At 57.7% G+C, this 25,668-nt stretch carries 18 protein-coding genes; 12 read left to right on the top strand and 6 right to left on the bottom strand.

Features of this window, described 5'->3' with window-relative positions; genetic code table 11:
• Positions 1 to 223: 223 nt before the first annotated feature.
• Complete coding sequence (locus D7M11_RS05645; protein ID WP_120746188.1) at positions 224 to 1,006, top strand: ABC transporter ATP-binding protein; 783 nt, start codon at positions 224 to 226, stop codon at positions 1,004 to 1,006.
• The gene (locus tag D7M11_RS05640) at positions 978 to 2,903 is read left to right on the top strand and encodes an ABC transporter permease (RefSeq protein ID WP_120746187.1); all 1,926 of its coding nucleotides are present in this window, start codon (positions 978 to 980) and stop codon (positions 2,901 to 2,903) included. Before D7M11_RS05645 ends, D7M11_RS05640 begins: the two co-directional genes overlap by 29 nt.
• A gap of 105 nt (positions 2,904 to 3,008) precedes the next feature.
• Here D7M11_RS05640 and D7M11_RS05635 read toward each other — a convergent pair whose 3' ends face one another.
• The 3 genes from D7M11_RS05635 to D7M11_RS05625 are packed head-to-tail and all read right to left on the bottom strand — an operon-like array spanning position 3,009 to position 7,556.
• On the bottom strand, positions 3,009 to 3,950 hold the full coding sequence (locus D7M11_RS05635) for a serine hydrolase domain-containing protein (protein ID WP_158606473.1): 942 nt from the start codon (positions 3,948 to 3,950) through the stop codon (positions 3,009 to 3,011).
• Between the two features lie 38 nt (positions 3,951 to 3,988).
• The gene (locus tag D7M11_RS05630; RefSeq protein WP_158606472.1) at positions 3,989 to 5,764 is read right to left on the bottom strand and encodes an ABC transporter ATP-binding protein; all 1,776 of its coding nucleotides are present in this window, start codon (positions 5,762 to 5,764) and stop codon (positions 3,989 to 3,991) included.
• Complete coding sequence (locus tag D7M11_RS05625; protein ID WP_158606471.1) at positions 5,733 to 7,556, bottom strand: ABC transporter ATP-binding protein; 1,824 nt, start codon at positions 7,554 to 7,556, stop codon at positions 5,733 to 5,735. Before D7M11_RS05625 ends, D7M11_RS05630 begins: the two co-directional genes overlap by 32 nt.
• Before the next feature lie 935 nt (positions 7,557 to 8,491).
• Here D7M11_RS05625 and D7M11_RS05620 point away from each other — a divergent pair.
• The 6 genes from D7M11_RS05620 to cysK all read left to right on the top strand — a co-directional run bounded on the left by D7M11_RS05620 (position 8,492) and on the right by cysK (position 15,625).
• Positions 8,492 to 9,808, top strand: a complete 1,317-nt coding sequence (locus tag D7M11_RS05620; RefSeq protein WP_158606470.1) for an ABC transporter substrate-binding protein — start codon at positions 8,492 to 8,494, stop codon at positions 9,806 to 9,808.
• Positions 9,809 to 9,859: 51 nt separating this feature from the next.
• Positions 9,860 to 10,957, top strand: coding sequence for a sialidase family protein (locus D7M11_RS05615; protein WP_120746182.1), 1,098 nt, complete (start codon positions 9,860 to 9,862; stop codon positions 10,955 to 10,957).
• Between the two features lie 527 nt (positions 10,958 to 11,484).
• A complete protein-coding gene (gene murQ / locus D7M11_RS05610; RefSeq protein ID WP_120746181.1) occupies positions 11,485 to 12,387 on the top strand; it encodes an N-acetylmuramic acid 6-phosphate etherase in 903 nt (300 codons plus the stop codon).
• A 138-nt stretch (positions 12,388 to 12,525) separates the two neighbouring features.
• Positions 12,526 to 13,503, top strand: a complete 978-nt coding sequence (locus D7M11_RS05605) for a DUF4434 domain-containing protein (protein WP_120746180.1) — start codon at positions 12,526 to 12,528, stop codon at positions 13,501 to 13,503.
• Entirely contained in the window at positions 13,500 to 14,444 is a 945-nt protein-coding gene (locus D7M11_RS05600; RefSeq protein ID WP_120746179.1) for an ROK family protein, read from the top strand. Before D7M11_RS05605 ends, D7M11_RS05600 begins: the two co-directional genes overlap by 4 nt.
• Positions 14,445 to 14,689: 245 nt before the next feature.
• Positions 14,690 to 15,625, top strand: a complete 936-nt coding sequence (gene cysK / locus D7M11_RS05595; RefSeq protein ID WP_120746178.1) for a cysteine synthase A — start codon at positions 14,690 to 14,692, stop codon at positions 15,623 to 15,625.
• Positions 15,626 to 15,695: 70 nt separating this feature from the next.
• Here the strand turns inward: cysK and D7M11_RS05590 are convergent, their stop codons facing one another.
• The 3 genes from D7M11_RS05590 to D7M11_RS05580 form a co-directional block, all read right to left on the bottom strand.
• Positions 15,696 to 17,273 (bottom strand): FAD-dependent oxidoreductase, encoded by a 1,578-nt coding sequence (locus D7M11_RS05590; RefSeq protein ID WP_120746177.1) that lies wholly within the window; start codon positions 17,271 to 17,273, stop codon positions 15,696 to 15,698.
• A 12-nt stretch (positions 17,274 to 17,285) separates the two neighbouring features.
• Positions 17,286 to 17,984 (bottom strand): N-acetylmannosamine-6-phosphate 2-epimerase, encoded by a 699-nt coding sequence (locus tag D7M11_RS05585; protein WP_120746176.1) that lies wholly within the window; start codon positions 17,982 to 17,984, stop codon positions 17,286 to 17,288.
• Between the two features lie 71 nt (positions 17,985 to 18,055).
• Positions 18,056 to 19,111: a hypothetical protein gene (locus tag D7M11_RS05580; RefSeq protein ID WP_120746175.1), complete on the bottom strand. Its 1,056-nt coding sequence runs from the start codon at positions 19,109 to 19,111 to the stop codon at positions 18,056 to 18,058.
• A gap of 265 nt (positions 19,112 to 19,376) precedes the next feature.
• On the opposite strand from D7M11_RS05580, the gene D7M11_RS05575 reads away from it, so the two are divergent.
• The 4 genes from D7M11_RS05575 to D7M11_RS05560 all read left to right on the top strand — a co-directional run bounded on the left by D7M11_RS05575 (position 19,377) and on the right by D7M11_RS05560 (position 25,650).
• Positions 19,377 to 21,881 (top strand): AraC family transcriptional regulator, encoded by a 2,505-nt coding sequence (locus tag D7M11_RS05575; RefSeq protein WP_205127032.1) that lies wholly within the window; start codon positions 19,377 to 19,379, stop codon positions 21,879 to 21,881.
• 254 nt (positions 21,882 to 22,135) lie between these two features.
• Positions 22,136 to 23,092 (top strand): ABC transporter permease, encoded by a 957-nt coding sequence (locus tag D7M11_RS05570; protein ID WP_120746173.1) that lies wholly within the window; start codon positions 22,136 to 22,138, stop codon positions 23,090 to 23,092.
• 26 nt (positions 23,093 to 23,118) lie between these two features.
• Positions 23,119 to 23,994, top strand: coding sequence for a carbohydrate ABC transporter permease (locus D7M11_RS05565; protein WP_168928294.1), 876 nt, complete (start codon positions 23,119 to 23,121; stop codon positions 23,992 to 23,994).
• A 69-nt stretch (positions 23,995 to 24,063) separates the two neighbouring features.
• Positions 24,064 to 25,650, top strand: a complete 1,587-nt coding sequence (locus D7M11_RS05560) for an extracellular solute-binding protein (protein WP_240040965.1) — start codon at positions 24,064 to 24,066, stop codon at positions 25,648 to 25,650.
• The last annotated feature ends 18 nt before the right edge of the window (positions 25,651 to 25,668 follow it).

The raw sequence follows: 25,668 nt of genomic DNA, 5'->3' as shown, positions 1-25,668 counted from the left end.
TTTAATAGTATACCATATTTGCTTGCGGTGCAAACCGATTGTTTGCAAGCTCGCTTTCATTCCGCCGAGTTTTTTGCCGCTGGATCGGCATCACCCCCGCATGACAAAACTGTAAGCTTTCGGCCGCCGAATGAAAGGAACGTCGATAGAGCCGCCATTCCCGCTCGGGTACACTGGGTGTATCAATCGAGATTCCGAGCAGAACAGAGGAGGAAGCAGGACCATGGCTGTGCTCAAGGCGCAAGCGCTATCGAAAATATATGGAGCTGGACAGAGCGGAGTAACGTACCGGGCGCTCGATCAATTCGAGCTGGAGGTGGAGCGCGGGGAATTTGTCGGCGTAATGGGTCCGTCCGGCAGCGGCAAAACGACGCTGCTCAATATGCTGTCGACGATCGACAAGCCGACGTCCGGACGCATTGAGGTGAACGGGACCGATCCGGGCAAGCTGAACAACAAGGAGCTGGCCTTGTTTCGCCGCCGGCAGCTCGGGTTTATTTTCCAGGACTTCAATCTGCTTGACACGTTATCGATCAAAGAAAATATCGTGCTGCCGCTCGTGCTGGACGCCGTCAAGGTGGAGGAGATCGAGCGGAGGCTGGGCGAAATCGCGGGCGTTCTAGGGATTACCCACATTATGGACAAGCGCACGTACGAGGTGTCCGGCGGACAGCAGCAGCGTGCGGCGATTGCGCGCGCGATTATCCACGACCCGGCGATCGTACTCGCCGACGAACTGACCGGCAATCTGGACTCGAAGTCGGCGAAGGATGCGATGGAATCGCTGAAGCGGCTCAACGAGGAGCGGGATACGACGATCCTTATGGTGACGCACGATCCGTTCGCCGCGAGCTACTGCGAACGCATTATTTTCATCAAGGACGGCAAGCTGTTCTCGGAGCTTCGCCGCGGGACGAACCGGCAGGCGTTTTTCCAGCAAATACTGGACGCGCTTAGCGTGCTGGGGGGGAATTTCGATGACGTTTCGCCATCTCGCCCAGAGTAATGTACGAGGCAACTGGCGCCGGTATATCGCTTTTTTTCTGAGCAGCACGTTTTCGGTGATGATTTTCTTCATCTATGCGGCGTTTCTGTTCCATCCGGATGTGATTAACGGGAATATTCGTGCGGCGGACAAGGTCAGATTCGGTATGGTCCTGTGCGAATATTTGATTGTGATCTTCTCGTTTTTCTTCGTTCTGTATTCGATGTCAGCGTTTCTCAAATCGCGCAAAAAGGAATTCGGGCTGCTCAGCCTGTTCGGGATGACGAACCGGCAAATCTCGAAGCTCGTCCTATACGAAAATACGCTGATAGCCGTGCTTGCGATCGCAGTCGGCATTGGGTTCGGCGCCTTGTTCTCCAAGCTGTTCTTCCTGGCGCTGGCGGAGCTGCTGGAGGTGGAGAGCCCGATCCGGTTTTATCTCGCGCCGAAGGCGATCTGGCTTACTGTTGGCGGCTTCCTCGCCCTATTCGAGCTGATAACGCTGTTTACGCTCAGGCAGGTCGGCCGCAGCCAAATCGTCGAGCTGTTGAAGGCGGCGAAAAAGCCGAAGAGCGTGCCTGCGTACTCCGTATGGCTGACGGTGCTGGCCGCCGTATGTTTGACCGCAGGGTACTATATGGCGTACCAGGCGAAGCTTTACACGATCCTGATCTACATGGTGCCGATTCTCGCTACGGTCGTCCTCGGTACGTACTTCTTGTTCACGCAGGCAAGCGTAGCTATCCTGCGGCGCCTGCAAAAAGCGACAGGGCTGTATTACCGGAGTACGCATCTCGTAACGATCGCCCAGCTTGTGTTCAAAATGAAAGACAATGCGCGCACGCTGTTCATGGTATCTATCCTTAGCGCCGTCATTTTGACAGCTTCGGGAACGTTTTATGTCATGTATCAGGATACGACCAACCGGATCACCGGCAATTTCCCGCAAACGTTCGGCTTTACCGAACAGGGAGAAGGCGTCCATAACGTGATTCATCCGGATAAGCTGAAAAGCATGGTGGCGGACGGCGGCTTCGAGCTGCTCTACGAGGTGCAGCTGACCGGGGTGCCGGTGCCGATTACGCTAAAGCAAATGAACAATACGAAAGCGGATGCGCTGCTGGTGACGGAGAGCGATTACAACCGGATCGCGAGTCAGCTTGGGCGGAAGACGATTCAAGCGGAGCCGGGCCATGCCACGTATTTGTTTCCGTATAAAGAAGTGGCCGTCGAATTTTTCGAAAAAGGCAGCACGCTCGTGACGGATGCCGGCGGTACGCCGGTAGCGGTCCAAATCGACGGGCAAGTGAACGGCGGCGTGATCGGTCCCAACATTGGCTATACAGGAATGCTCATTGTCGACGACGGCGATTATGCCGCATGGACGAAAGGCGTGTCGTCCGCGAACAAGATCGTCTATTACGGATTCGAGCTGCGCAATTGGGAAAAGTCGCTGGCCTTATCGCAATCGATCGAAAACGCAATCCCGCAGCAGGAGCGGAAACGGTTCGAAAATCGCGTGGAGAGTTATTTGGATTACAAGCAGTTTAATTCGCTGACGCTGTTTATCGGCATGCTGGTAAGCGTCCTGTTCTTCGTTGCCTCCGGCAGCATGCTTTACTTCAAGCTGTTCACGGAAATTCAGGACGATCAGGCGCAGTTCAAGGCACTGTCGCGGATTGGGATGTCGGATGCCGAGATCCGTACGATTACCGGCAAACAAATCGGCCTCATCTTCTTCATTCCGGTAGCGGTCGGGGCGCTTCATGCCGCATTCGCATACAAGGCGCTCGGCAATATTCTCGGCACGCCCGTCTGGCATTACGGGATCGTCATCGTATGCGTTTATGCGGCGATGCAGTTCGGTTACTTTCTGCTGGCGCGGAACGCCTATATGAAGCAGCTTCGTCAAGGGTGAGCAGGACGGATTGCGGCTGCCGGTAAGGTAGCAATTCCCTCGGATTATGATGATCCGGGGGAATCTGTGTTTAGGGGGTTTTCTTGTAGGCGCAAAAGATTCGGCTTACAGACTTGTCTGTTTCAGACAGTGAATTAGGATATTATTGAAGGCTCGGATTTCATTGTCATAATCCTCCCGAACGAAGGGGCCTGGTAAATCCCAGTTGTTGAGCATCCTCACGCCTACTGCATGAAGGGAAGGGAGCACGGTAACGTGGCAGCCCGTATATCCGGTCACCTGGAACAGCCCGTCTTCGGAATGCCAGCCGAACGCCGGCTTACCGGCCGGGGCGGTTCGCTTCAGCTCGTTTATCAGCTCGAATGTTTTCTCGCTGACGATCGGTCGGCCGTCCGCAAAGCCGTTTTCGATGTGGAGCTGGCCCCATCTCGCCAGATCGCGGGCGGAAACGTACAAGTTCCGTTCATGGCCTTCGTCCGACTCAATCCGAACAGACGGGTATCGGTCTTGTGAGGTATAGTCGCAAACCAAGCGTTCATGAGGGACGGCAGCCCAGCTAGTTTCCGCAAATCCGAGTGGGTCCAGCACGGTCTCCGTAAGGAGGCGGGCGATCGTCCGACCGGTTAAGGCAAAAACGATTTTGCCGATCAGGCCTTCCTTCTCGAGCCGTTTCTCGCCGAAATGTTTCGGCCCTCGTTTCAAGGCAAGGTCCTTAACCGACAAGGAGCCCAGTTCGTCCTCGGTCATATCGGAGATGAATCGAGAAACGGGATTGTCCGGATCGATGTCGTTTTCTGCGAGGGCGATGGCTAGGGCAAGGCCGATGTACGTTTTTCGTACGGAATATACATTAAAAAGGGAGTCGCTTGCGATGGGGCGGGCCCCGCTCTTATGGTGATGGGCGCCGCTTTTCCACTGCGCTATGGTGGAGCCTTTTTGCAGAACGATGAGGGCCGAGGCTGTGGCTCCTGCCGTCCGGTGCAACTGCTCCATGTAGGATAATAAAGGCGTGAAGGCTTCGTTTCGGGCATAATCGGTTGTCGGCATTTTTGGCCAATCCTCCTTGAAAAAATAACATCCGGCATTTACCCGCCGTTTTCGCGCATCAGGCCGCTTTCGGCGTGCTCGCACAAGGAGCGGAACAGTCCCGGCGAATGAAGCAGCTCTTCGTACGTTCCGCTTTGCACGAGCGTGCCTTCTTGCAAAACAAGGATGCGGTCCGACTGTTTCGCGATCGAGAGGCGATGCGTAATGAACAGCAGCGTGCATCCGCGGAGGCGGCGGGTCAAGCTGTGCAGCAGCCGGTGCTCCGTTCCTGCATCAAGCGCCGAGGTTGCCTCGTCGAGAACGAGAATCGAGGGCTTGCGCAGCAGCGCCCGGGCGATGCCGATCCGCTGGCGTTCCCCGCCGGAAAGCTGCATCCCCTGCTCGCCGACCCGGGTGAGCCAGCCGTCCGGCAGCCGCGAAATCCACTCCTCCAGCTCCGCCAGCCGAACCGCTTCGCGAACCGACTCCAGATCGGCGTTTTCGCTGCCGTAGACGAGATTGTCCCAGATCGTGCCGCTTCTCAGGCGCGTCTCCTGTGTGATACATAACAGATGGCGGCGCAGCCAAGCGCGGTCTAGCTCGGGAAGCGGCAGGCCGTTCACGCTGACGGCGCCCGATGCGGGCTGCCTCAGAGCGAGCAGCAGATCGGCGAGCGTCGACTTGCCGGAGCCGCGCGGGCCGACGATGGAGTAGACGGAGCCCGGCTCCAGACGGAAGCTCACATCGCGCAGGGCGGGATTATCACCGCGCTTCGCCCCGTCATAATGAAAATATAGCCGGTCCGCCTCCAGCGTAAGCGGTCCTTCCGGAGTCGCGCTTCCGCCTTCCCGGTTAGCCGGATAAGCGATCTCGGCGACGCGTTCCACGGCGGGCGCGACCTTTACGACGGCCAGCGCCATAGAGATAAGCGATACGCCGAACGGCCGAAGCCAGGTGTAGACGGCTACGAAGGCGACGAGCGAACCGATGGTCATGCGCTGCTCCAGCACGAACCAGCCGCCCGCCGTGTACATGATAACGAGAAAGAAGGCATTCAGCGCGGCGTTTGCCAGCTGTACCCGGTAATCGGTCAACTGGCCGCGGCGGGTGTGGCTCCACTCCATGCGAAGGCAGCTCCGCAGCTCGGCAAGCGCTTTGTTTTCCTGCCCGGCAGCTTTGAGGAAAGCCGCGGCGGAAACGATCTCGCGCACCGATTCGGAGACGAGCGAATTGTGCCGCGCCGTCTCCGCCGCCCGCTTCTTGACACGGCCGCCGAGCGACGACATCAGCACGGCCTGTCCGGCCCAGAGCAGCAGGATGACCGCCGCAAGGCCCGGATGAAGCGCGATCAGGACGGCCGAGCCGACGGCAATCGTCACGACGTGGAGCAGCATGAACCCGAGATGGCCGTTCGCTATGTCGCCGATGGCCTGCGTATCGTTCAGGAGGCGGGCGAGCAGGTCGCCGGGCGAATGGCGGCGAAGCTTGTCCGGCGGAAGCCGCTGCAAGCCATTGTACAGCTCGGCCCGCCCTTGCCCGGTCAGCCGGATCATAAACCGGCCGAAGTAATTTTCGGCGATGATCATCGCGCTACCCGTGAGAGGAGCGGCAACCATCACAAGGGAGACGATAACGAGAAAGCTCCAGTTGCGCGAAGGCAGAACGGTTTCCAGCACGTACTTGGACATGACCGGAGGGGTCATAAAGAGCAGGCTGCCGAGCACGTTTTTGAACAGAATAAGCGTAATATTCAGCCAGCGCGGTCCGAGATGCTTCCTGGCATAGGCCCATACGGCTGAACGTTTAGCGGACGGCACTTGCGGCTCGGCGTTCATGGAATTGTCCTCCTTTCGATTCGGCAGGCGAAGGCGAATCGCCGGCTGCGAACGGCGAAGGCTGCTCATTTTCCCGTCTCCATAGCTCGGTGTACAAGCCTTGCCGCTGAAGCAGCTCCTTGTGAGTGCCTTGTTCGGCGATCGTACCACGGTCCATCACCACGATCCGGTCGGCGATCGCCGCCCCGCGCAATCGATGCGTGACGCCGATTCGCGTGATGCCGCAGGCATGACGCGCCAGCGCTTCATAAACGGCCGTTTCCGCCTCTTGATCGAGCGCGGAGGTTGCCTCGTCGAGCAGCAGCAGATCGGGCTGCTTGACCATCGTCCGCACGAGCGAGACGAGCTGTCGCTGTCCGCCCGACAGCTTGTCGCCGCCGGGGCCGATATCCGCGTCGTAGCCTTCGGGGAGCATCGCCGCGATGTCTTCCGCTTCGAATGCCTTCATCCACTTCTCGAGCGTTTGCGGAGACGCCTCCGCAAGATACGTCAAATTGCGGCGCAGGCTGCCGCCGAACAGCACGCTGTCCTGCATCACATAGCCGACGCGGCTGCGCAATTGCGCGGCGTCCAGCTCGCAAAGCGGCACATCCCCAAGCAGAATCTCGCCCGCCGACGGCTCGCGAAGTCTCGTCAGAAGCTGAAGCAGCGTGCTTTTGCCCGCCCCGCTCGGTCCGACAATCGCCACGAACTCGCCCGGAGCGACGCTGAACGTAACGCCGCGCAGCAGATCGCCCCGCTCCCCGGATACCTGCACGTTCCTTAGCGTTATAGGCAGTCCGCGGTAACCCGGCAGGCGGAGCAGATTGTCCTGCAATCCGGGTTCCGCCGGGAGCCGGGCATAGTCCAAAATGCCGCGGATTCTGACCCGAATGTCGGCAAAGCTTACATATAGGCCGAAGAAGGAGCGAACCGGGGCATTCAGAGCCGGAATATAAGCGATGATCGTGACGAGCTGCCCGACGGTGGCGTCGCCGGCAACCATTTGCCAGCCTGCGAACAAGAAGACAAGCGCCGGAGCGAGCGAATCCGGAATGCGCGGGAAGGTGCGGTACAAACTATCCACGATGCTTTCCCGGAACGTCAGATCGACCCAGCGGTTTTGTTCGGAGGCGACTGCCTCATATTCCCTGCGCTCCATCCCGTATAGCTTAATCTGCTTGGCGGTTTCCAGCTTCTCGAGCAAGCTTTGCCGGATTCGGGCATCGTGGGCGGCCAGCTCCTTGCGCGCCTGCCCCCGCTTGCGGCCAAACAGATGAACCGGGACGAACAGAACGACGTAAGCGGCCGCGAGACAAACGGCAAGCTGCCAATTCCAGCGGCAGATGACAATCATCGCCGCCACAGCGAGCAGCAGTTCCTGAACGAACCCGGGCACCGAGGACAAGCCGAACTGCTGGATCACCCGCGTATCCTGCGTCAGCCGCTGAAGCAGCTCCCCTCTGGGCGTACGGGCGAAAAAGGAGGACGAGGTGCGCAGCACCGCTGCCAGCGTCTCCTCGGTCAGCTCGTACGTCAGGCGCAGCATCGTCTTCGACGATACATAGGCGCGAAGCTGCGTACATAGCTCCAGCGCAAGCAGTGCGCCGAGAAGCAGGGCTGCGAGCTGGGCCATGCCGCTGCCTTCGCGTAACGTAATCGCGTCCATCAGCCGGCCGATGAGCAGCGGGGCAGCCGCGCCGCAAGCGGAAGCGATCAGCGTTAGCGCCGCAAGGAGCAGGATCGCCCGTTTGGAACGGCGGAACTGCCCAAGGAAAAAAACGAACCATTCGGGAATCGGCGGCAGCCTCATCGAGAACATCGCTCCCTAAAAAGTTGGAATGGTCCCTATCGTAGCAGTGCCGTTTCGGAAGGGTCAAACGTGAAAAACGAGCTTCGTTTTGTGGCGTAAAAGGGAATATACGTTCGCGAAGCAGCTCTACGGTGTTTTCAGAAAATGAAAGCTTGGCTTTGCTCCATTTTTCGCGTGTTTCCTCAGCGTTAGGCTAAGAAAACAAAATAAGAATCATATGTATACGCTTACAGTATGCGGATTTACGAGCTTTCAAGTACGATCCTGCGCTATGAAAAATTTTTTTTAGGGTCATTTGCCGTTTTTCGTCATACGGTCAAAACGAAGACGCAGTCTGCCGCGTGCAAGCGACTGCGTCTTCCGGTAATGGGTAGGAATCGAGCTCAGATATTTTGGGTGACGATCAGCCCATATTTCCGCGACATGGAGTCGTTTAAAGCCTTTCGATCTACTGAAGGGTGAGCGCAAGCTTGCCGTTCGACGTCGCTTCCGGCGGAATATCCGACTGAACGGCTTTGCCGCTGCTTACTATAGCAGCTTGTGTGAAATCGATGTTCCGTTTGCTCCTCGTATACGACTCCTGTCCGGTTTGAAAGTACGGCGCCGCCCACTTGAATCAACAAGTTCCAAGTGAAGAAAATTTTGGGACTAAGTTTCGTAATGGGGAACAAATGATTTTGTTATTGCTATTGATCGAGCGCTATACTAATATAGAATTGAAAGAGGGAACATTGTTCCATATTAGGGAACTTCAACCATCTGTATTTATGTGAACAATGTTCATTAATGATGAACGCAAAGTGGGGAAAGGGCACAGCCTACCGGCATCATTCCGTTTTACCAGGCCATCGTGCCATGATGATGGTCCGACATCTACGAAATTCACAAGTCTCGTCAAATATGGAGGTCAAAAAATCGAAGGGGAGGATTCACGGTTGAAAATACTTCGTATCGCTTTGTCGCTAACGCTCGTAACCGTCATAGCCGGGGCGCTCGCCGCTTGCGGCGGAGGAGAAAAGAAAGAAACGGCTGCTCAGCAGCCTACAGGAGGGCAGACAGCCCCCGGAGCTCAGACAAATGCAACCGGATACAAAGGCGGTCCGGCAGAGCTTGTGGTGGTCGACAAAGACACTGGGGTAACGGACGAGCAGTTTCAGAAAGCGTTTGTCGACCCGGTTCGAGCGAAATATCCGGAAATAACGTTTAAACGATCGAATATGAGGCTGGCAGAGGCGATTGCCGCCGGCACTCCGCCCGATATCGTGCTGACGAGCAACCCGGGGCTATATAGTGTACTGGATCTGGGCGTTCCCGAAGATCTCAGCTCCGTTATCAAAACGTACAACATCGATGTGAACAAGATGGAGCCGGTCGTTCTGAATCAAATGAAGGTTATGGGCGACCAAAAGTATTTCTACGGCATACCGTTTTCAATGAACTACGGGGTAATGATATACAATCAGGACATCTTCGATAAATTCGGCGTCGCTTATCCGAAGGTCGGCATTAACTATAACGAGCTTCTGGAGCTGGCGAAAAAAATGACGCGGAAGGACAGTGGTGTGGGTTACATTGGCGTGCTGCCGCCCGATTTGAGACAAATGTACTGGCAGTACGGGCTTCCCGTATTCGATCAGGCGAAGAAAAAGGCGGTCGTCACGACGGAAAAGCATGCCCAGGTCTTTTCGCTGCTCAGCCAGTTCCTGACGATCCCGGGTTATTACGAGGACGGCAAGGCGCCCACCTCCGCAACGTTCTTCAAAGAGCAGCGGCTTGCTATGTATGCCACGTGGATGGATGCCGAATTTTCCAGCGACCCAGGCTTCAGATGGGATATTACGGCCCATCCCGGCTTCGCCGACCGTCCGGGCTTTGGAAAAGGGCTCGATTTCCATATGCTCGTCGTGAACAAGTCCAGTAAAAACAAGGAAGCCGCTTATCAGGTGGCGGCGGTTCTGTTGAACGAGGACGTCCAGAGGACGTTCGGCAAATTGGGACGATTGACCGTGCTGAAAAACGACGAAATCCGTAAAACATTCGGCACGGGAACCGATGTGTTCAAGGGGAAAAACTTGCAGTCGATCTTCCAGGTGTCCCCGTCGCCGCTGCCTCCTAGCTCCAATTATGACAGCCCAATCAACTCTTTGCTTAATAAGGAAGCCGTCCCGAGCGTGACGATCAACGGCATCGATATCAATTCGGCGCTGCGGGCTGTCGAGGATAAAGCGAATAAAGAGATTGTCATTCCTTAACGGTATGAGCTGGCGCAAATCCAACCTAGTATAATGGAGGCTAAGGCAACCATGAAGACGGTTAATGTCTACAAAGAAGAAGGACGGTACGCAGGCTGGCCGGCCAATTACGGCATCTGGTCGTGGGGCGACGAGATCGTCGTCGGCTACACGCTTGGTTATCACAGCAAGGAAGGCGGGTTCCATGCCCGCGACAAGACGCGGCCTTTCGTCACGATGCAAGCGCGCAGTCTCGACGGAGGCGAAACATGGGAATCGGTCGAGATGCCGCTGCGTTCACCCGGTAACAAGGGCTTGTCGGCGGGCGAGCACGCCGAGCCGAAGGAAGGCGAGGGCGGGGTTTCCGTAGACGCCAATGAGCCGGCCGCGGTCGAGCATGCGATCGATTTTACCCATCCCGACTTCGCGCTGCTCTGCGCTAGGGCCGATCTGCTCGGCGGCTCCCGGTCGTGGTTTTATACGTCCTACGATCGCTGCCGCTCCTGGGAAGGACCGTATGTGATGCCGATGATGGGACAGATCGGCATTGCGGCGCGTACCGATTATTTGGTCGAAGGCACGAACGAATGCCTGTTTTTCCTGACTGCGCCGACAGTGAAAGGCACCGAAACCGGAAGCCGGGTATTTTGCGCGAAGACGGAGGACGGCGGGCAAACGTTCCGATTCGTATCGTGGATCGGTCCGGAATCGGGAAACGGCTTTTCGATTATGCCGGCCAGCGTCCGCCTGCCGGACAGCGATATTCTGGTTGCGACGCGCGAGAGAAGAACGGACGACGAGGGCGTGTCCAGAAACTGGATCGAGTTGTACCGGTCGAATGACGACGGATCGACGTGGACGTACGTGGGCCGTCCAGTTGCGGATACGGGGCGCGGCGGCAACCCGCCGACTATAAACCGTCTGGCGGACGGTCGTCTGTGCATGATTTATGCATACCGGGACGCGCCGTACGGGATGAGGGCGAAGCTGAGCTCTGACGACGGGCTAACCTGGTCGGACGAGATCGTCCTCGGTTCAACAGCAGGCAGCCACGACATCGGCTATCCCCGTACCGTGCTGCGGAACGATGGCACGCTCGTAACAGTATATTATTACAACGACGAGATGGGCGGAGCGTGTTATATCGCGGCAACGCTGTGGAAGCCCTGAACGATGGCCAGGAAGTTTCAAACAATAAGGAAGACAAGCAGCCGGGTGCCAGCAGGTACCCGGCATATTTGGCTTTACAAGGGGAGGAACCGTCTCTTATAATAATGGAGATGAGTTCCTTTTTCGCGATTATATAGTGGAAAAATATTTCCGAATGGGACGGCGTGAAGACATCCTACTTGGTTAAGAGTATAAGTTGGAAAATGATCCGTGAAGAGGTGCTCCTTTACTGGAGACGGCGGCATAGAGGAAGTGTTTGTTCCGTTATCTTGCAGTTGAGCGGGAAATGGGGCAATAGCGGAAGCGAATGTTCCGTTAACTGGCGAATGTGACCGAATTTGGCTATTTTCGAGGGGATAGCGGAACTTTTGTTTCCGTTATGATGGGAAGAGTTGGGCCATACGGCTCTTAGCGGAAGTTTTAGTTCCGTTACATGGTACTGTCCAGTGTTAGTAGCGCCGGAAACGCGATCGGCGGGTCAACGGGTAACAGAACGGCGTTTTTCTTATTCGAAAGGGGATCTCTACATGCAAGCCGACTCTTCCATTCGCGCGCTCGACACCGAGCAGGTGAATCCGCGCACGCGGCATCTCGATAGTTGCTCCACGCTGGAGCTGCTTCAGCTTATGAACGCGGAAGACTTTCGCGTTCCCGCCGCTGTGGCGGAGGCGCTTCCCGCCGTGGCGGAAGCGGTCGAGCTGATCGCGGCGTCGCTGCGCGCAGGCGGGCGCCTGTTCTACGTCGGCGCGGGCACGAGCGGCCGTCTCGGCATGCTCGACGCCTACGAGTGCCCGCCGACGTTCGGCACCGCGCCCGAGCTCGTGCAGGCGCTCGTCGCCGGCGGCGTGGCCCGGGATCGGGCCGATGAATCGGCCGAGGACGATCCCGAGCTGGGTGCCGCCGACCTGGCCGGACGCGGGCTCGCGCCCGGCGACGTAGTCGTCGGCATCGCCGCCAGCGGCCGCACGCCGTACGTCGTCGGCGCATTGCGCTGCGCCCGCTCGGCCGGCGCGCACACGGTCGCCCTGGCGTGCTGCCGGGGCTCCGCGATCGGCGCGCTGGCCGACCGGGCGATCGAGGTGGCGGTCGGGCCGGAGGCGCTCACCGGGTCGACGCGCCTGAAGGCCGGGACCGCGCAGAAGCTCGTGCTGAATATGATCAGCACGGCCACGATGGTGAGGCTTGGCAAGGCGTACGGCAATTTCATGGTCGACATGCAGCCGTCGAACGGCAAGCTGCGCCAGCGCGCCCGCGGCATCGTCGCGATGGCGACCGGGGCCGACGAGGCCGCGGTGGAGGCGGCGATGAGCGCCACGGGCGAGCAGATGAAAGCGAGCATCGTGATGCTGCTCGCGGGCGTCTCCGCCGAGGAGGCGTTCCGCCGGCTGGATCAAGCCGGAGGGATTGTGCGGGAAGCGCTGCGCGGCTGAGCCGGGGGCGGAGCGCGGCGGCGCGAGGGGCCGGCTACACGGGCAGACGTTCTCCCACAGGTGGCGTGAGCCCCTTAGCATATCAAAAATGCATCCAGTACGCATGTCCGGCGGACCGGACGAATCGGAGGAACGTATATGGCACTCAAACGCATAACGGGATCGTGGTTTGATTTTTATCATCCGAACCCGTATGAAGGAGATTGTTGGAATTCGGTCACGCAGCGCTTTACCGAGGCGGATTGGGAGCTGAAGCTGGCAGAGATGGCCGAGGCGGGAATGGATACGCTCGTGCTGCTGAACGTGGCGTTGCACGGCAAGGCGTTTTACCCGTCGGCCATATGGTCGCACCGATGGGATACGGTTTGCCCGGACCCGCTGGAGGCGGTGCTGAAGGCGGGCGACAAGCTCGGGCTGACGATCTATGTCGGCAACGGCTTCTACACGACGCCGATCATGGGCAGCCTGTCGACGAGCGGCGAGACGACGCAGCTGCGGTTCGATTTTGCAAGGGAGCTGGCCGCGAGGTACGGGCATCACGCTTCGTTCGCCGGCTGGTATTTGCCGGTGGAGGCGGCGATTTTCACCCATTTCCCCGATCATTACATCGCTTATGCCAACGAAATGTCGGGCTTCTTACGCAAGCTCGGGCCGGAGAAGGTGCTGATCGCGCCGTACGGGACCCGCTCGATTACGGGAGACGACCGGTTTGTTAGCCAGCTTCGCTCGCTGGACGTCGACTATATCGCCTATCAGGACGAGATCGGCGTCGACCGGACGACGTTCGAGGCGGTGGACGCAACGTTCGCCAAGCTGCGCGAAGCGCATGACCGCGCCGGCATACCGCTGTGGTCCGATCTGGAGGTATTCCGCTTCGCCGGCAAGGTGCTCCATCCGGGTCCGTTCGAGCGGGTGCGGCGGCAATTGGAAATTTTGTCGAAGTATTCGGATAAGGTGCTCTGCTATCAGTATTTGGGCATGATGAACAAGCCGGGCAGTCCGGTTCACGCCGGGCACGAATCGTCGGTCCGGCTGTACGAAGATTATAGGGCTTTCCTGCGCGACAACGGATTATGGGATACTGCGGGGCAAGCAGGGACGGAGCGAAAAGGATGAAGCGGCAGGTCGTATTCGGAATCGATATCGGAGGAACGAACATCAAGTCGGGCATCGTCGACGCGTCGGGCAGCATTTTGCATACCGACAATACGCCGACGGACGCCCGGTCGGGACGCGATTCGCTGCTCGACAAGCTGTACGCCATTGCCGGACGTTACAAGGAGATCGCCACGGCCGAAGGCTGGGAAGCGAGCGGGATGGGCGTCGCCACAGCCGGTTACGTGCACGCGCGGGAAGGACGGATCGGCTACGCGACATCAAACTTGCCGGGCTGGACCGGAGTTCCGCTGCGCGCCAACATGGAGCGGGAAACCGGGCTGCCGGTGGCGCTCGTCAACGACGCGCATGCGTTTGCGATCGGCGAGGCGTGGATCGGCGCGGGCAAGGAGCTTGGCGGCTTTCTCTGCATCACGCTCGGCACGGGCGTCGGGGGCAGCTGGATTACCCCCGAAGGCGTGCCTTACTACGGACGGGACGGCTATGCCGGAGGTTACGGGCATATCGTCATCCAGCACGGAGGACAGCCGTGCAATTGCGGGTTGTCCGGCTGCTGGGAGCAGTACGCTTCGGTCACGGCGCTGATGCGTATGGCCGGCGAAGCGGGCATCGGCGAGTCGGAGACGGGCGGATCGGCCAAAAAGCTGTTCGAGCTGGCCAGAAGCGGCCACCCGCAGGCGCTTGAGCTGATCGACCGTTATGCGGAATACGTGGCCGTCGGTCTTACGAGCTTGACGCATATCCTGAATCCGTCCGCCGTCATTATCGGCGGCGCGGTCACGGCGCAAGGCGATTTTCTGTTCGACCGGATTCGCGGCAGCGCGAGCCAAATGATGATGCCGGCATACGACCCGGTTGCGATCATTCCGGCAGCCCTCGGCGAGCATGCCGGTTTGGCCGGAGCGGCCAAGCTGGCGTGGCTGGCGGGAGAAGGCCGCTGACCGGAAGCCAGCATAACAACGTGCAAAGCAAAGGAACCGCTCTCGGGCGGTTCCTCTGTTTGTTTCGGCGGCATGTCTTCGTAGCCGTACAGCGGGACATACTGGACGTAGAGAGTTGGTAGCATCTTCCTTGCCTCGTCCCTGCACCATATAGCCGCGTTTTCCAATCGGAGCTCTATACGTTATGATAGAGAGGAGACGTTACTCCGATAACCCCCGACTTTGGAAAGGATGATATTAAGACGATGGCGCGCATAGCCCAAAATTTGACCGATCTGATCGGCAATACGCCGCTGCTGGAGCTTCGCGGCTTTACGGCCAAGGAGCGCCTGCCGGCGAGATTGCTGGCCAAGCTTGAATATTTCAACCCGGCGGGCAGCGTCAAGGACCGCACCGGGTATGCGATGATTAAAGACGCCGAAGAGAAAGGCCTGCTCCATGCCGATTCGGTCATTATCGAGCCGACGAGCGGCAATACCGGCATTGCGCTTGCTTTCGTAGCGGCCGCGCTTGGCTACCGGATTATTATTACGCTGCCGGAGGCGTTTAGCGTGGAGCGGAGGAAGCTGCTGCGGGCGCTAGGGGCCGAGCTGGTGTTAACCCCAGCCTCGGAAGGGATGCAAGGGGCGATCCGCAGGGCGGAGGAGCTCGCGGCGGAAATTCCGAACGCGTTCATCCCGCAGCAGTTCAGCAATCCGGCCAATCCGGACATTCACCGGAAGACGACGGCGGAAGAAATATGGCGCGATACGGACGGCGAGGTCGACATCTTTGTCGGCGGCGTCGGAACGGGCGGAACGATCAGCGGAGTCGGCAGTGCATTGAAACAGAAAAATCCGGCTGTACGGATCGTGGCGGTCGAGCCTTACGATTCTCCGGTGCTGTCGGGCGGCAAGCCGGGCTTCCATAAAATCCAGGGGATCGGCTCCGGCTTCGTGCCGGACGTATACGATCCCGGAGTTGTCGACGAGATCGTGAAGGTATATAACGAAGATGCGTTCGAGACGGCGCGCAGACTGGCGAAAACGGAAGGGCTGCTTGTCGGCATCTCCTCCGGGGCGGCTGTTTATGCCGCCGCAGAGCTGGCCAAACGGCCGGAGAACAAAGGCAAAACGATTGTCGCACTGCTTCCGGACACGGGAGAACGATATATATCGACGCCTTTATTTCAGGAAGGATAACGCAGAAAAACCTCCAAAGCCGCATTTCTGGCGATGGAGGTTTCTTTTTTCGTTTTGAAACAGCCAGCCGTCAAACCGGCTCAACAACCGGCCAATCGAGCTCGATGCCGGCGCGGACGAGCCGGTTCTGGAAATCGCGCAAATACTGCTCCGTATTCCGCACGTCTCGCGGGGTCAGGCCGGTTTCGAGGCAGTATGCAGCGAGATAGCCCGCCGCTTCGCCGATGTTCCACTCGACCGGATGGAGCCGATAGCAGCCGTTCGTCAAGTGTGTCACACCGATATTTTTGCAGGCGGGCAGCACGTTGTCGACCCGAACCGGGATCAGACTGCCGAGCGGAATCTGGAACGGGCTCACCGGAATGTAAAAGCCTTCCCGTCCGCCCGTCGTCGGATGCAGGTCGATGCGGTAGCAGCCGACTCCGACCGAATCGTCGAATTTGACGGCTTCCTTCCGGCCGTGAATGGCCGGGTTGACATGCTGCTCCAACACCGTAAACTCGGCGCGGATGCGGCGCGATTCGCGAATATACGGCGCTTTCGCCAGCCCGTCCGCGGTGCCGAGCACGTCCTTGCGCAGCCGCAGGCCGGGATAACCCTTCCCGCCGTCCGGGCGCGGCGCTTCCGTTTGCAGCCAGTACAGCAGACTCAGGCTCAAGTTTTTGGCGCGGCGGATATGCCTCTCGCGCTCTTCGTCGCTTACGTCGATAATGCTGCCGAGCCAGTAGTCGTTCTGCGGCCAATTCACGAGCGTAATATCGCTGTCGAACGTACCTGGGGCAAAATTCGACTTGTCGATCGACCGGCGGTAATCCCAGAGCGGGAATACGCCCTTCTCCGGCGTCTTGAACAGGCTGTACGACTTAAAGGGGCTTAAGTTCGACGTCGCCCAGCTCAACATGACGTCCTTCATAAAGGACGCCCGGTACTTCAGCCAAAACTCGTAGTCGTCCGGCTTCGCGATCGTATGATCCTCGCCTTCCCGGTAGTCCATCGCGAAGACGATCGTGAACGACTGGATGTCGCCCGGCTCCGCATCTCCGTCAAGCGCGTTCGGCTCGCCGGTTTCGGCCTTCGACTCCGCGCCCGATACGTACTCGATGCCGGCCAGCGGCAGCAAGTCGCCGAGCTCCGTTGCATCGAGCACGTAAGGAGCCGCAAGCCGCTCCTCCTCGCCGCTGACCGTATGCCGCACGGTAACGCTTGTGACCCGGCTGCCGTCGGTTTCCGCGGCTACCGGCCGTACTTCCGTCAAGATCGTCACCGCTCCGCTGTGCACATAAGGCGCTAGCATTTCCTCCAGCACGGCGAGAGCGGCGCGGGGCTCGACGCAGAGGCGGCTGACGATGGCATTGCCCGGATTGAAGCGCGGATTGGCCGTCGCCTCCGGGGTTAGCGGAAACGTCCGCTTGTAGTACTCCCTAATTTTGTCACGGAATGCCCGGTATGTGCGCGTGCAGCCAAACTGTTCGATCCAGCGGTGCTCGTCGGGAGGTACGGCCTGATTCGTCACCTGGCCGCCGATCCAATCCGTTTCCTCGGTCATGATGACGCGTTTGCCGGATTTTGCCGCAGCAATCGCCGCCGCGCAGCCTCCGAGTCCTCCGCCGATAATCAGGATATCGCTTTGTCTGATCGTATGCGTCATTCGGATCACATCCTAATCGGAAGCTTTGGCGGATTGTTCCAGCCACCGGCCGACCCGGTCCGCATACTTCTGCGTAATGAACTGCGGCCGTGTAATCGCACCGCCCACAACGATGTATTCGGCGCCGGCTTTAAGCGCCTCTTCCGCTTCGGCGGGGCTCCAGATGCGTCCTTCGGCTACGAGCGGCTTCGAAAGCTTCCCGGCCAGCTGGCGCACAAGCTCCAGATCGGGGCCTTCCTGCTTCGGGCTGTACGGCGTATAGCCCGACATCGTCGTCGAGATCAGATCGGCGCCGAGCGATTCCGCCAGCAAGCCTTCTTCCAGCGTCGAAATGTCGGCCATGACCGCTACCCCGGCCTCATGGCAATGCCTGATAAGAGCGACGACCTTCTCTGCGCGGTCTTCCCGGTTCGTCATATCCATTGCGACGACATCCGCCCCCGCCTCTATAATCGCCTGCACGTCGACAAGCTCTGGCGTAATGTAGATGTCAGAGCCTGGGATGTCGCGCTTCAGCAGTCCGATAACGGGCAGCTTGACGGTCGCTTTAATATCGCGGATATCGTCCGGACCGTTCGCGCGAATGCCGATCGCGCCGCCCTGCTCGGCAGCCAGCGCCATGCGGGCCATCGTTCCTTGCCAGTACAGCGGCTCGCCCGGCAATGCTTGACAAGATACAATCAAACCTCTGCGTTCGAAAATACGTTTCATATCTTTTGTACACTCCTTGTTTGTCTGGTTGAATAGCATGATGGCAGAAAAAGCCCTTTATCCGTTAAAGCTCATTCGTCCAAATACATGGCGCTGAGCAGCGCGGCGAACGTAGCCGCCTTGCGGAACGTCGTCGTCACAGGAGCCCGTTCGGGATCGTCGTGCTTCACTTTCGGCGAGAAGTAGGCGATGCCGTGCAAAGCGAGGCCTTCCTCCAGCTCCTGCAGCCGCTGGCGCACATAAGCTTGCGCCTCCTCGATATGCGGGACACGCGACAGAGCGAGCGTAATTTCCGGCACGTTCGGCCAATCGCGGCACCACCAGGGCGCTTCGTTGCTGTCGTTCGGCCCTTCCCGCAGCGCGTTCAGAACGACGCGCGCAGCCTCGTCCTCAATCTGCGTCCAACGCTGGCGAAGCGGCTCGGAGAGCAGCGGCAGCAGCGTATGAGCGAAAGCGATGATCGTTACCTGGTAGGCGACGCTGTTGCCCATGCCTACGGTGCCGTCCCATAACTCGGTATAAGGCCACCAGCCGGAACTATGCCGTCCGAACCGGTCGGCGACATGGGTGATGGTGCGTTCGATTTGCTGCAAATAAACCGGATTGCCGGTCAATTCGTAAGCCCGCCCGAGCGTGTGGGCGGCATAAATATCGCCGTTCAGCACGTCATGCATCCGGGCGTTCGGATTTTTGTAGACGGCACCGGGGTTTTCCTCCGCCACTTGCGTCAGCAAATAATCGGCGGAACGAATCAGGCTCGACTTTGCGGCTTCGTTTTTCGTCGCTTTGTACACCTGGTACAAGCTGTTCGCCGAAGCTCCGATCTCGGCGATGTCGACGGTGCCCGTTTCGCCTTTCTTGACGTAATAAGGCTGACCGAACGCCCCGCTCGGCAGCTGGCGGCGAAGCACGTCATCGATCAGTTCGGCGGCGACGGCCGTATCGTCTTTGCTGCCCGAGATGATACCGCTCAGCACGTACAGGCAGGCGGTTTCCGCCGTCGTGCAGCAGCTCCCGCGATCGCCGAGCTCGTCGTCGAGCACGTACAGGCGGCCCGATTCGTCGCGGCGCAGCAGGCTGTCCATATACAATTTCAGTTTCGTGGCAAGAGAAGAAAGGGGCTCCATGGGCAAGCGATTCTCCTTGCGTTGTTGGATTGGGACCCGGCTCCGAAAGACGGATACCGGCTTGACATACTGCGATTATATCATAAAAATGGAGGAAAGTTTCCTCTATAAGTGATATAATGAAGAAAATATTCATATTAAGCGCCGATCGCTTGCTGCCGAAACGGATACTCCTGTTTGGAGATCGGCTCCGCCAACATCTAGCGAAGTCAAGCCTGGCGGCATCGCAACAACGGCGGCTGGCAGCGGGCAGTAACGCCGGTTATTGACATTGACACTTCCGCGGACGGTATATTACAATTTCGACAAGAAACGACGCAGCTCCGCTCGTGTGACGAACGGGGGCTGCTTTTTTCCGCTGACTTTCGCTGCGGCGCTATGCCGCTTTGCCATTCGGAAATGCAAACGTTTCATTTACCAGATCAAGGGAGGGAGTACGGTGGCGGTCAAGCTAACCCGGCTGTTCCGAAAGACGACGTTCAAACGGAAGCTGTACCTGTACTCGCTCCTTTTGTGCATCGTGCCCGTCCTGCTGCTCGGCAGCGTCTCTTCGTGGCTCGCCTCCCGGATGGTGCAGGACGAGGTCGACCATAATCATCAGATCATTTTGCGGCAAATCCAGCTTCAAGTGGATCATTTCCTGCAAACGCTCGATAAAGCGTCGATCGGACTCGCGAACAATGCGACGATCGAGAAATCGGCCCAGGTCGGGTTTTCCATGCAGCAGTTGGACACGTCGCTCGACATGATCGACCTGCTCCAGAAGCAGCGCAATTTCTCCGACATCCCTTTTCAAATCTCGATTGTGTACAGCAATTTCGATCAGGTGTACTCGAACCGGGACGGCCTGATGCAGCTGAGCCAGTTCGGCTACGGCGAAATTGCGCGCCAGCTTCGCGCAAGCAATACGGGACTAGCCGTCCTAGCGCCGAGAACGTATCCGAATCAGGACGAACTGCTCGTCATCCGTTCGGTGCCGCTGTTCATTACGGACAAAGCCGACGGCTTTGTCATGCTCCATATCCCTTCCAGCGAGCTCAGCTCGTTCGTGCAGAGCGTTCAGCTCGGGGAGCGGCGCAAGCTGCTCGTTATGAACGACAAGGGAACGGTCGTGGCGAGCCATGATCCGTCCGAGATCGGTAGGCGCGTCAATTCGCCGGAGCTGTACCGGTATTGGGCAGGACCGGACCGCTCGGCCAGCGAGATCAAGATGGACGGCGTATCGTATCAGGTATCGATGGAGCGGTCGGCTTTCAACAATTGGACGTACTTGGCGCTGACGGAGAGTTCCTTGTTGACGGGTAAGGCGAAGCGGATCGAAACGCTCACCTGGGCGACGGCGGCGGCGCTGATGGCGATCTGGGTGCTTATCGCGCTGTTCGGCACGAACCGGCTGTACAATCCGATCCAGCGGCTGACGGCCAAATTTTCGGGCGACGGCAAGGGCGGAGGACAGACGCAGCGGGACGGGCTCGAAGCGCTCGATTCGTTCATCCATCACGTCGTCATGACGAACGACCGGCTGCAGCACCGGCTCGACGAGCAGCTTCCCTATTTGAAAGAGACGGTATACCAGCAGCTATTGCGCGGCGAGATGGACGACCGCGAAATCCGCGACAAAACCGAGCATTACGGCTTTCCGCTCAAAGGTCACTACTTTTCCGTCTGTCTGGTCGATCTGGACGAGTATGGCCGTTTCCGAGAAACGTATAAGGATAAAGACAGATCGCTGCTGTTTTATGCGCTGCGCAAAATGTGCGAGGAGTTGTGTGAGCAGGAGCCGGAGTTTTCGTGCATTACGGCGTCGCCGCTCCCCGGGCAGGTGGCGATCGTGATCGGCACGGACCGGATGGATGAGGAGACCGTCAAGGTGAGAAAGCTGGTCGCGCCGATCGGGGACAAAGTGAGAGACTATTTTCCGTTCACGGTGACGGTTGCGCTGAGCGTTCCGGGCAAAGACTACCGCAGCATCGCCGACGGTTACCAGCAGGCGCTGGAGCTGCTCAGCTACCGGCTGCTGCTCGGCCATAATCAGTTTATTACGCCTGGCGACCTGAAGCCGTCCGTTCAGCAGTCCCGGCTTACGATAGTAAGGAAGCTGAAGAAGATCGTTTCAAGCATCGCCCAGGGCGATTTGGACGGAGCGGCGGAAGAGCTTCGGGAACTGGTGCGGGACGTGCCGCAGTATGTGCAGAATTCCGAGACGGTGCTTGGCTTGTTCGCCTATCTGATCGGAGAGCTGGATATGCTGCTGCAGGAGATCGGTCTCGATCCGAAGGCGTTTTTCCCCGAAGATCCGTACAAGGAGCTGTATGCGAAGACGAGTCTGGATGAGGTGACGGCTTGGCTTACCGGCACGATTTTCCCGGCGGTGGCCCGACATATGGGCAGTCTGCGCCAGTCGAAGCAGAAAGCGCTCATTCGCGGAGTGCTGGATTACATCCATGACCATTACGATGTTGACTTGTCGCTTCAGCATGTCGCTGACCGTTTCGAGCTGTCGCCGTCTCAGCTTAGCCGCTCCTTTAAGGAGGAAACCGGCGCCAACTTCGGCGATTACCTGATCGATTACCGGATGGAGAAGGCCAAAGAGCTGCTCGTTCATACCGATATGCCGATCAAAGACATATCGGAGAAGCTGTGCTACACGTCGGTGCAAAATTTTACGCGTATCTTCAAGCAGACGGTGCAAGTGCCGCCGGGCCAATACCGGAAGCAGCATCGCGATATCGGCGAGGACGAGACTGGTAAGCCGCTGCCGGAAGCTTAGGCAGGGTTAAAGGGAATGCCCGGTGTGAAAATGATGTCAAAAATAAAGACGCCTCTGGAAGCGGACATACCGCCTCGGGGCGTCTTTCTACATGCTGGCTAAGGCGCATAGCTTTACAAAACGTTTATCTTTCGCTGCGATTTCGTTATCTTTTCCGCTTCGGCAACTGATAATTGCACTTAAAAGCGGGGCAGGGGTATGCTACGGACATCAAACCGCACTAGAGCGATTCGCGAAAGGGGAAACCTACAGAGATGAAAACGCACACAGCCGTTTCGCCGCCGGGGAAGCCGGACCGTACGGCCTTGTCGCGGATCAGAGCCCGCATATGGAGGGATCGTTACCTTTTGCTGCTGGGTCTGCCGGGACTCGCTTACTTTCTCGTTTACAAGTATGCCCCGATGTTCGGGCTATATCTCGCCTTCATCGATTTTAATCCGTTTCAGGGCATCTTCGGCAGCGACTTCGTCGGCTTAGAGCATTTCAAGCGCATTTTTTCCGACAGCGAAGTGTTAAGGGTACTTTGGAACACGCTGTACATGTCGTTTTTGCAGATTGTATTCGCGTTTCCGATGCCGATCCTGCTTGCGCTGATGCTGAACGAAATTCGCAATCAAGTGTACAAGCGCGTCGTTCAATCGATTATTTACTTGCCGCATTTTCTGTCCTGGGTCGTTGTCGTGGGCATTTGGATCATTTTTTTCCGCGGGGAAGGAATCGTCAACCTCTTTTTGCGCGACGTCTTCGGCTGGAATTCGATCCCGTTTCTGACCGACCCGTCGTTCTTCAAGCCGATGATCGTTACCCAGGTCATCTGGAAGGAAGCCGGCTGGGGCACGATTATTTTCCTTGCGGCACTCGCCGGGGTCAATCCGAGCCTGTACGAGGCGGCCGTCGTGGACGGGGCCAGCCGCATGCGCCAAATCTGGCATATTACGCTTCCGGCGATCCGTTCGACTATCGTCATCATGCTCATTTTGCGCCTCGGCACCGTTATGGACAGCGGTTTTGAGCAAGTGTTCCTGATGCTGAACCCGCTCAACGAAGATACGCAAAACGTACTCGATACGTTCGTCTTCTACAAAGGCATCCAGCAAGCTGACTATAGCTTCGCCACCGCCGTCGGCTTGTTCAAAGGTTTCGTCGGGCTTGTGCTCGTCATGTCGGCGAACCGGCTGGCCAAAAAATTCGGCGAGGATGGCGTATACTGACGCCGGAAAGGAGAGGAGCTTGAGCCGTGAAAGACACCACGATATCGAGTCGCGTTATCGACTTCGTCAACTATACGCTGCTGGCGATCGTCGCCGCACTGATGTTATTCCCGTTTTTGTACGTCGTCGCCGTATCGTTCTCGTCGTACAAAGCTTATATACAGAGCGACTTCATGATCATTCCGAAAGAATGGGTGCTGGACGCTTACCGATTCATCTTTGCATCGAAATCGTTTCTAAGGTCGCTCTGGGTGACCGGGCTCATTACGGTTATCGGCACGCTTGTTAACCTGGCATTCACGTCATCGTTCGCGTATGTGCTGTCCCGGCCCGTATTCGGGCAAAGGCCGGTTACGTTTCTCGTTCTGTTCACGATGCTGTTTAACGCAGGCATGATTCCGACATACCTGGTGGTCAAGGAAACCGGGCTGATGAACACGATCTGGGCGATGATCCTGCCCGTAGCGATCGCACCGTTCAACCTGATCGTCATGCGCCAATTTTTCCAGAGCATTCCAAGCGAGCTGCACGAAGCGGCGACGATCGACGGAGCTAACGATCTTCAGTCGTTCTGGAGAATCATTTTGCCGCTATCGAAGCCGTCGCTGGCCGCATTCGGCCTGTTTTACGCGGTTATGCACTGGAACAACTATTTTACCGCGATCTTGTACATGAACGATCAGAAATGGTGGCCGATTCAGACGATTCTCCGGCAGATTGTCGTCGTTAACGAAGCGCAAACGTCGCTGGCGAACGGGCAAATCCTGCTCGAGAACGCCCCGCCGGCGGAGACGATTCAGATGGCCGCGATTATTGTTGCGACCGTACCGATTTTGATCGTGTACCCGTTTCTGCAAAAGCATTTCGCCAAGGGGGTGATGCTCGGCTCGGTGAAAGGGTAAGCTGACAAAGGTAAGTCAAGGGGAAACGTTTCAAGTTATCAACTGATAAACGAGAGGGGATCTATCCGGATGGCTATGAAAAAATTATTGGCAGCGGGTCTTGTCGTGGCGCTGTCGGCAACGGCTGCGGCGTGCGGATCGGCGAAGCAGGAGGAGAAGCCGTCGCAAGGAAACGCGGCGGAAGGACAGTCGCAATCGGCGAAAAAACATACGATCTCGATGATCGACTTCCGTTACGGAGCGCTGCCTCCGTCGGACGGCAAAGGCATTCAATTGATCAACGAGAAGTTCAACGTGGACTTCAAGCCCCAATACGTAGTGCGCTCCGACTATACGCAGAAGCTCAGCGCGGTCGTGGCATCGGGCGATATTCCGGACATCATTGTTTTGGAAGGGCCTGACTCGAACTTTTATAAATGGGCGAAGCAGGGCGCGTTCCTACCGCTCGACGAATATCTTAGCAAGTACGAATCGTTCAAGCTGATCCCGGAAAACGTACGCAAGGCGGTTATGGTCGGCGGGAAAACGTATGCGCTCCAAAAATATTTGACCGAAAATTACGACCTGACCCCGATGATCCGCACGGACTGGCTCGAAAAGCTCGGACTCAAAATGCCGACCAACTACGAAGAGCTGAAGCAGGTGGCGATCGCCTTCACGAAAAACGACCCGGACGGCAACGGCAAAGCCGATACGTACGGCATGGCGATGGCCGAGAACATCAATCCGCAATACGCGATGGGCTCCTACTGGGATCTGAGCGCCTGGTATCATAAGAACGATCAAGGCCAGCTCATCCCGGGCTTTATCTCGAACGCGCGCAAAGAGCATGTGCAGTGGCTCGCCGATTTGTACAAGGAAGGCGCCATTACGAAAGACTTCGCGCTTACGAACTGGACGAATGTAAATACAAAGGAATTTTATGCGGGCAAAGCCGGTATTTTCATCGGAACGCCGCGCGGCATGAACCCGACGTGGATGCAAGGACTCGTCGACGTCAATCCGAACGCCAAGCTGGCGCCGATCCCGGCGTTCAAAGCTCCGGACGGTACGCAAGGCTATACGTCCTCCCCTGGCTATTACGGTCTCGTCATGCTGAGCGCCAAGCTGAAGGACGATCCGGACAAAGTGAAGCGCATTATGGAGATGCTCGACTTCGGCCGCAAGTTTTATCCGCTCGAGCAGCGTAACGCCGCCAACAAAGATTTCGACTGGCTGAACGGCTACGAAAATCAAGGGTATAAAATCGTAAACGGCGCTGTGCAAAGAGAGCTTGAAGAAAAAGGCATGGCTCCTATGAACTACTTGCCGGATAGAACGATGTGGGCGCCGAGCGACGACGCTAACGGTTACTCCAGAGAATATACGATACCGCTGCTGCGCGACGTAGCCGCCCAATTCGAGACGATGCACAAAAACCTGAAGCATTACGTCAATCCGGTGAATGCCATCTTCTCCGAAACGAGAGCGACGAAAGATTCCGAGCTGAGCAAATTGCTGTACACCGAACAAACGAAAATGATTTTCGGCGAAAAACCGATTTCCGATTGGGACAAGATGGTCAAGGACTGGATGGATAAAGGCGGCGCGCAAGTGATCAAGGAAGTCAACGACGCCTTGAAGGAAGCCAGCTATACCGGGGCTCAGTGGAAATAAGGCGATAAAAACGTGCGG

It is taken from the genome of Paenibacillus ginsengarvi (assembly GCF_003626695.1).
Lineage (GTDB): Bacteria > Bacillota > Bacilli > Paenibacillales > NBRC-103111 > Paenibacillus_AB > Paenibacillus_AB ginsengarvi.
This window is presented reverse-complemented; position numbering and strand designations above follow the sequence as displayed.

Coding starts and splice junctions, on each gene's coding strand:
- D7M11_RS05645 (WP_120746188.1), top strand. CDS start 224: ATGGCTGTGCTCAAGGCGCAAGCGCTATCGAAAATATATGGAGCTGGA.
- D7M11_RS05640 (WP_120746187.1), top strand. CDS start 978: ATGACGTTTCGCCATCTCGCCCAGAGTAATGTACGAGGCAACTGGCGC.
- D7M11_RS05635 (WP_158606473.1), bottom strand. CDS start 3,950: ATGCCGACAACCGATTATGCCCGAAACGAAGCCTTCACGCCTTTATTA.
- D7M11_RS05630 (WP_158606472.1), bottom strand. CDS start 5,764: ATGAACGCCGAGCCGCAAGTGCCGTCCGCTAAACGTTCAGCCGTATGG.
- D7M11_RS05625 (WP_158606471.1), bottom strand. CDS start 7,556: ATGAGGCTGCCGCCGATTCCCGAATGGTTCGTTTTTTTCCTTGGGCAG.
- D7M11_RS05615 (WP_120746182.1), top strand. CDS start 9,860: ATGAAGACGGTTAATGTCTACAAAGAAGAAGGACGGTACGCAGGCTGG.
- murQ (WP_120746181.1), top strand. CDS start 11,485: ATGCAAGCCGACTCTTCCATTCGCGCGCTCGACACCGAGCAGGTGAAT.
- D7M11_RS05605 (WP_120746180.1), top strand. CDS start 12,526: ATGGCACTCAAACGCATAACGGGATCGTGGTTTGATTTTTATCATCCG.
- D7M11_RS05600 (WP_120746179.1), top strand. CDS start 13,500: ATGAAGCGGCAGGTCGTATTCGGAATCGATATCGGAGGAACGAACATC.
- cysK (WP_120746178.1), top strand. CDS start 14,690: ATGGCGCGCATAGCCCAAAATTTGACCGATCTGATCGGCAATACGCCG.
- D7M11_RS05590 (WP_120746177.1), bottom strand. CDS start 17,273: ATGACGCATACGATCAGACAAAGCGATATCCTGATTATCGGCGGAGGA.
- D7M11_RS05585 (WP_120746176.1), bottom strand. CDS start 17,984: ATGAAACGTATTTTCGAACGCAGAGGTTTGATTGTATCTTGTCAAGCA.
- D7M11_RS05580 (WP_120746175.1), bottom strand. CDS start 19,111: ATGGAGCCCCTTTCTTCTCTTGCCACGAAACTGAAATTGTATATGGAC.
- D7M11_RS05570 (WP_120746173.1), top strand. CDS start 22,136: ATGAAAACGCACACAGCCGTTTCGCCGCCGGGGAAGCCGGACCGTACG.
- D7M11_RS05560 (WP_240040965.1), top strand. CDS start 24,064: ATGGCTATGAAAAAATTATTGGCAGCGGGTCTTGTCGTGGCGCTGTCG.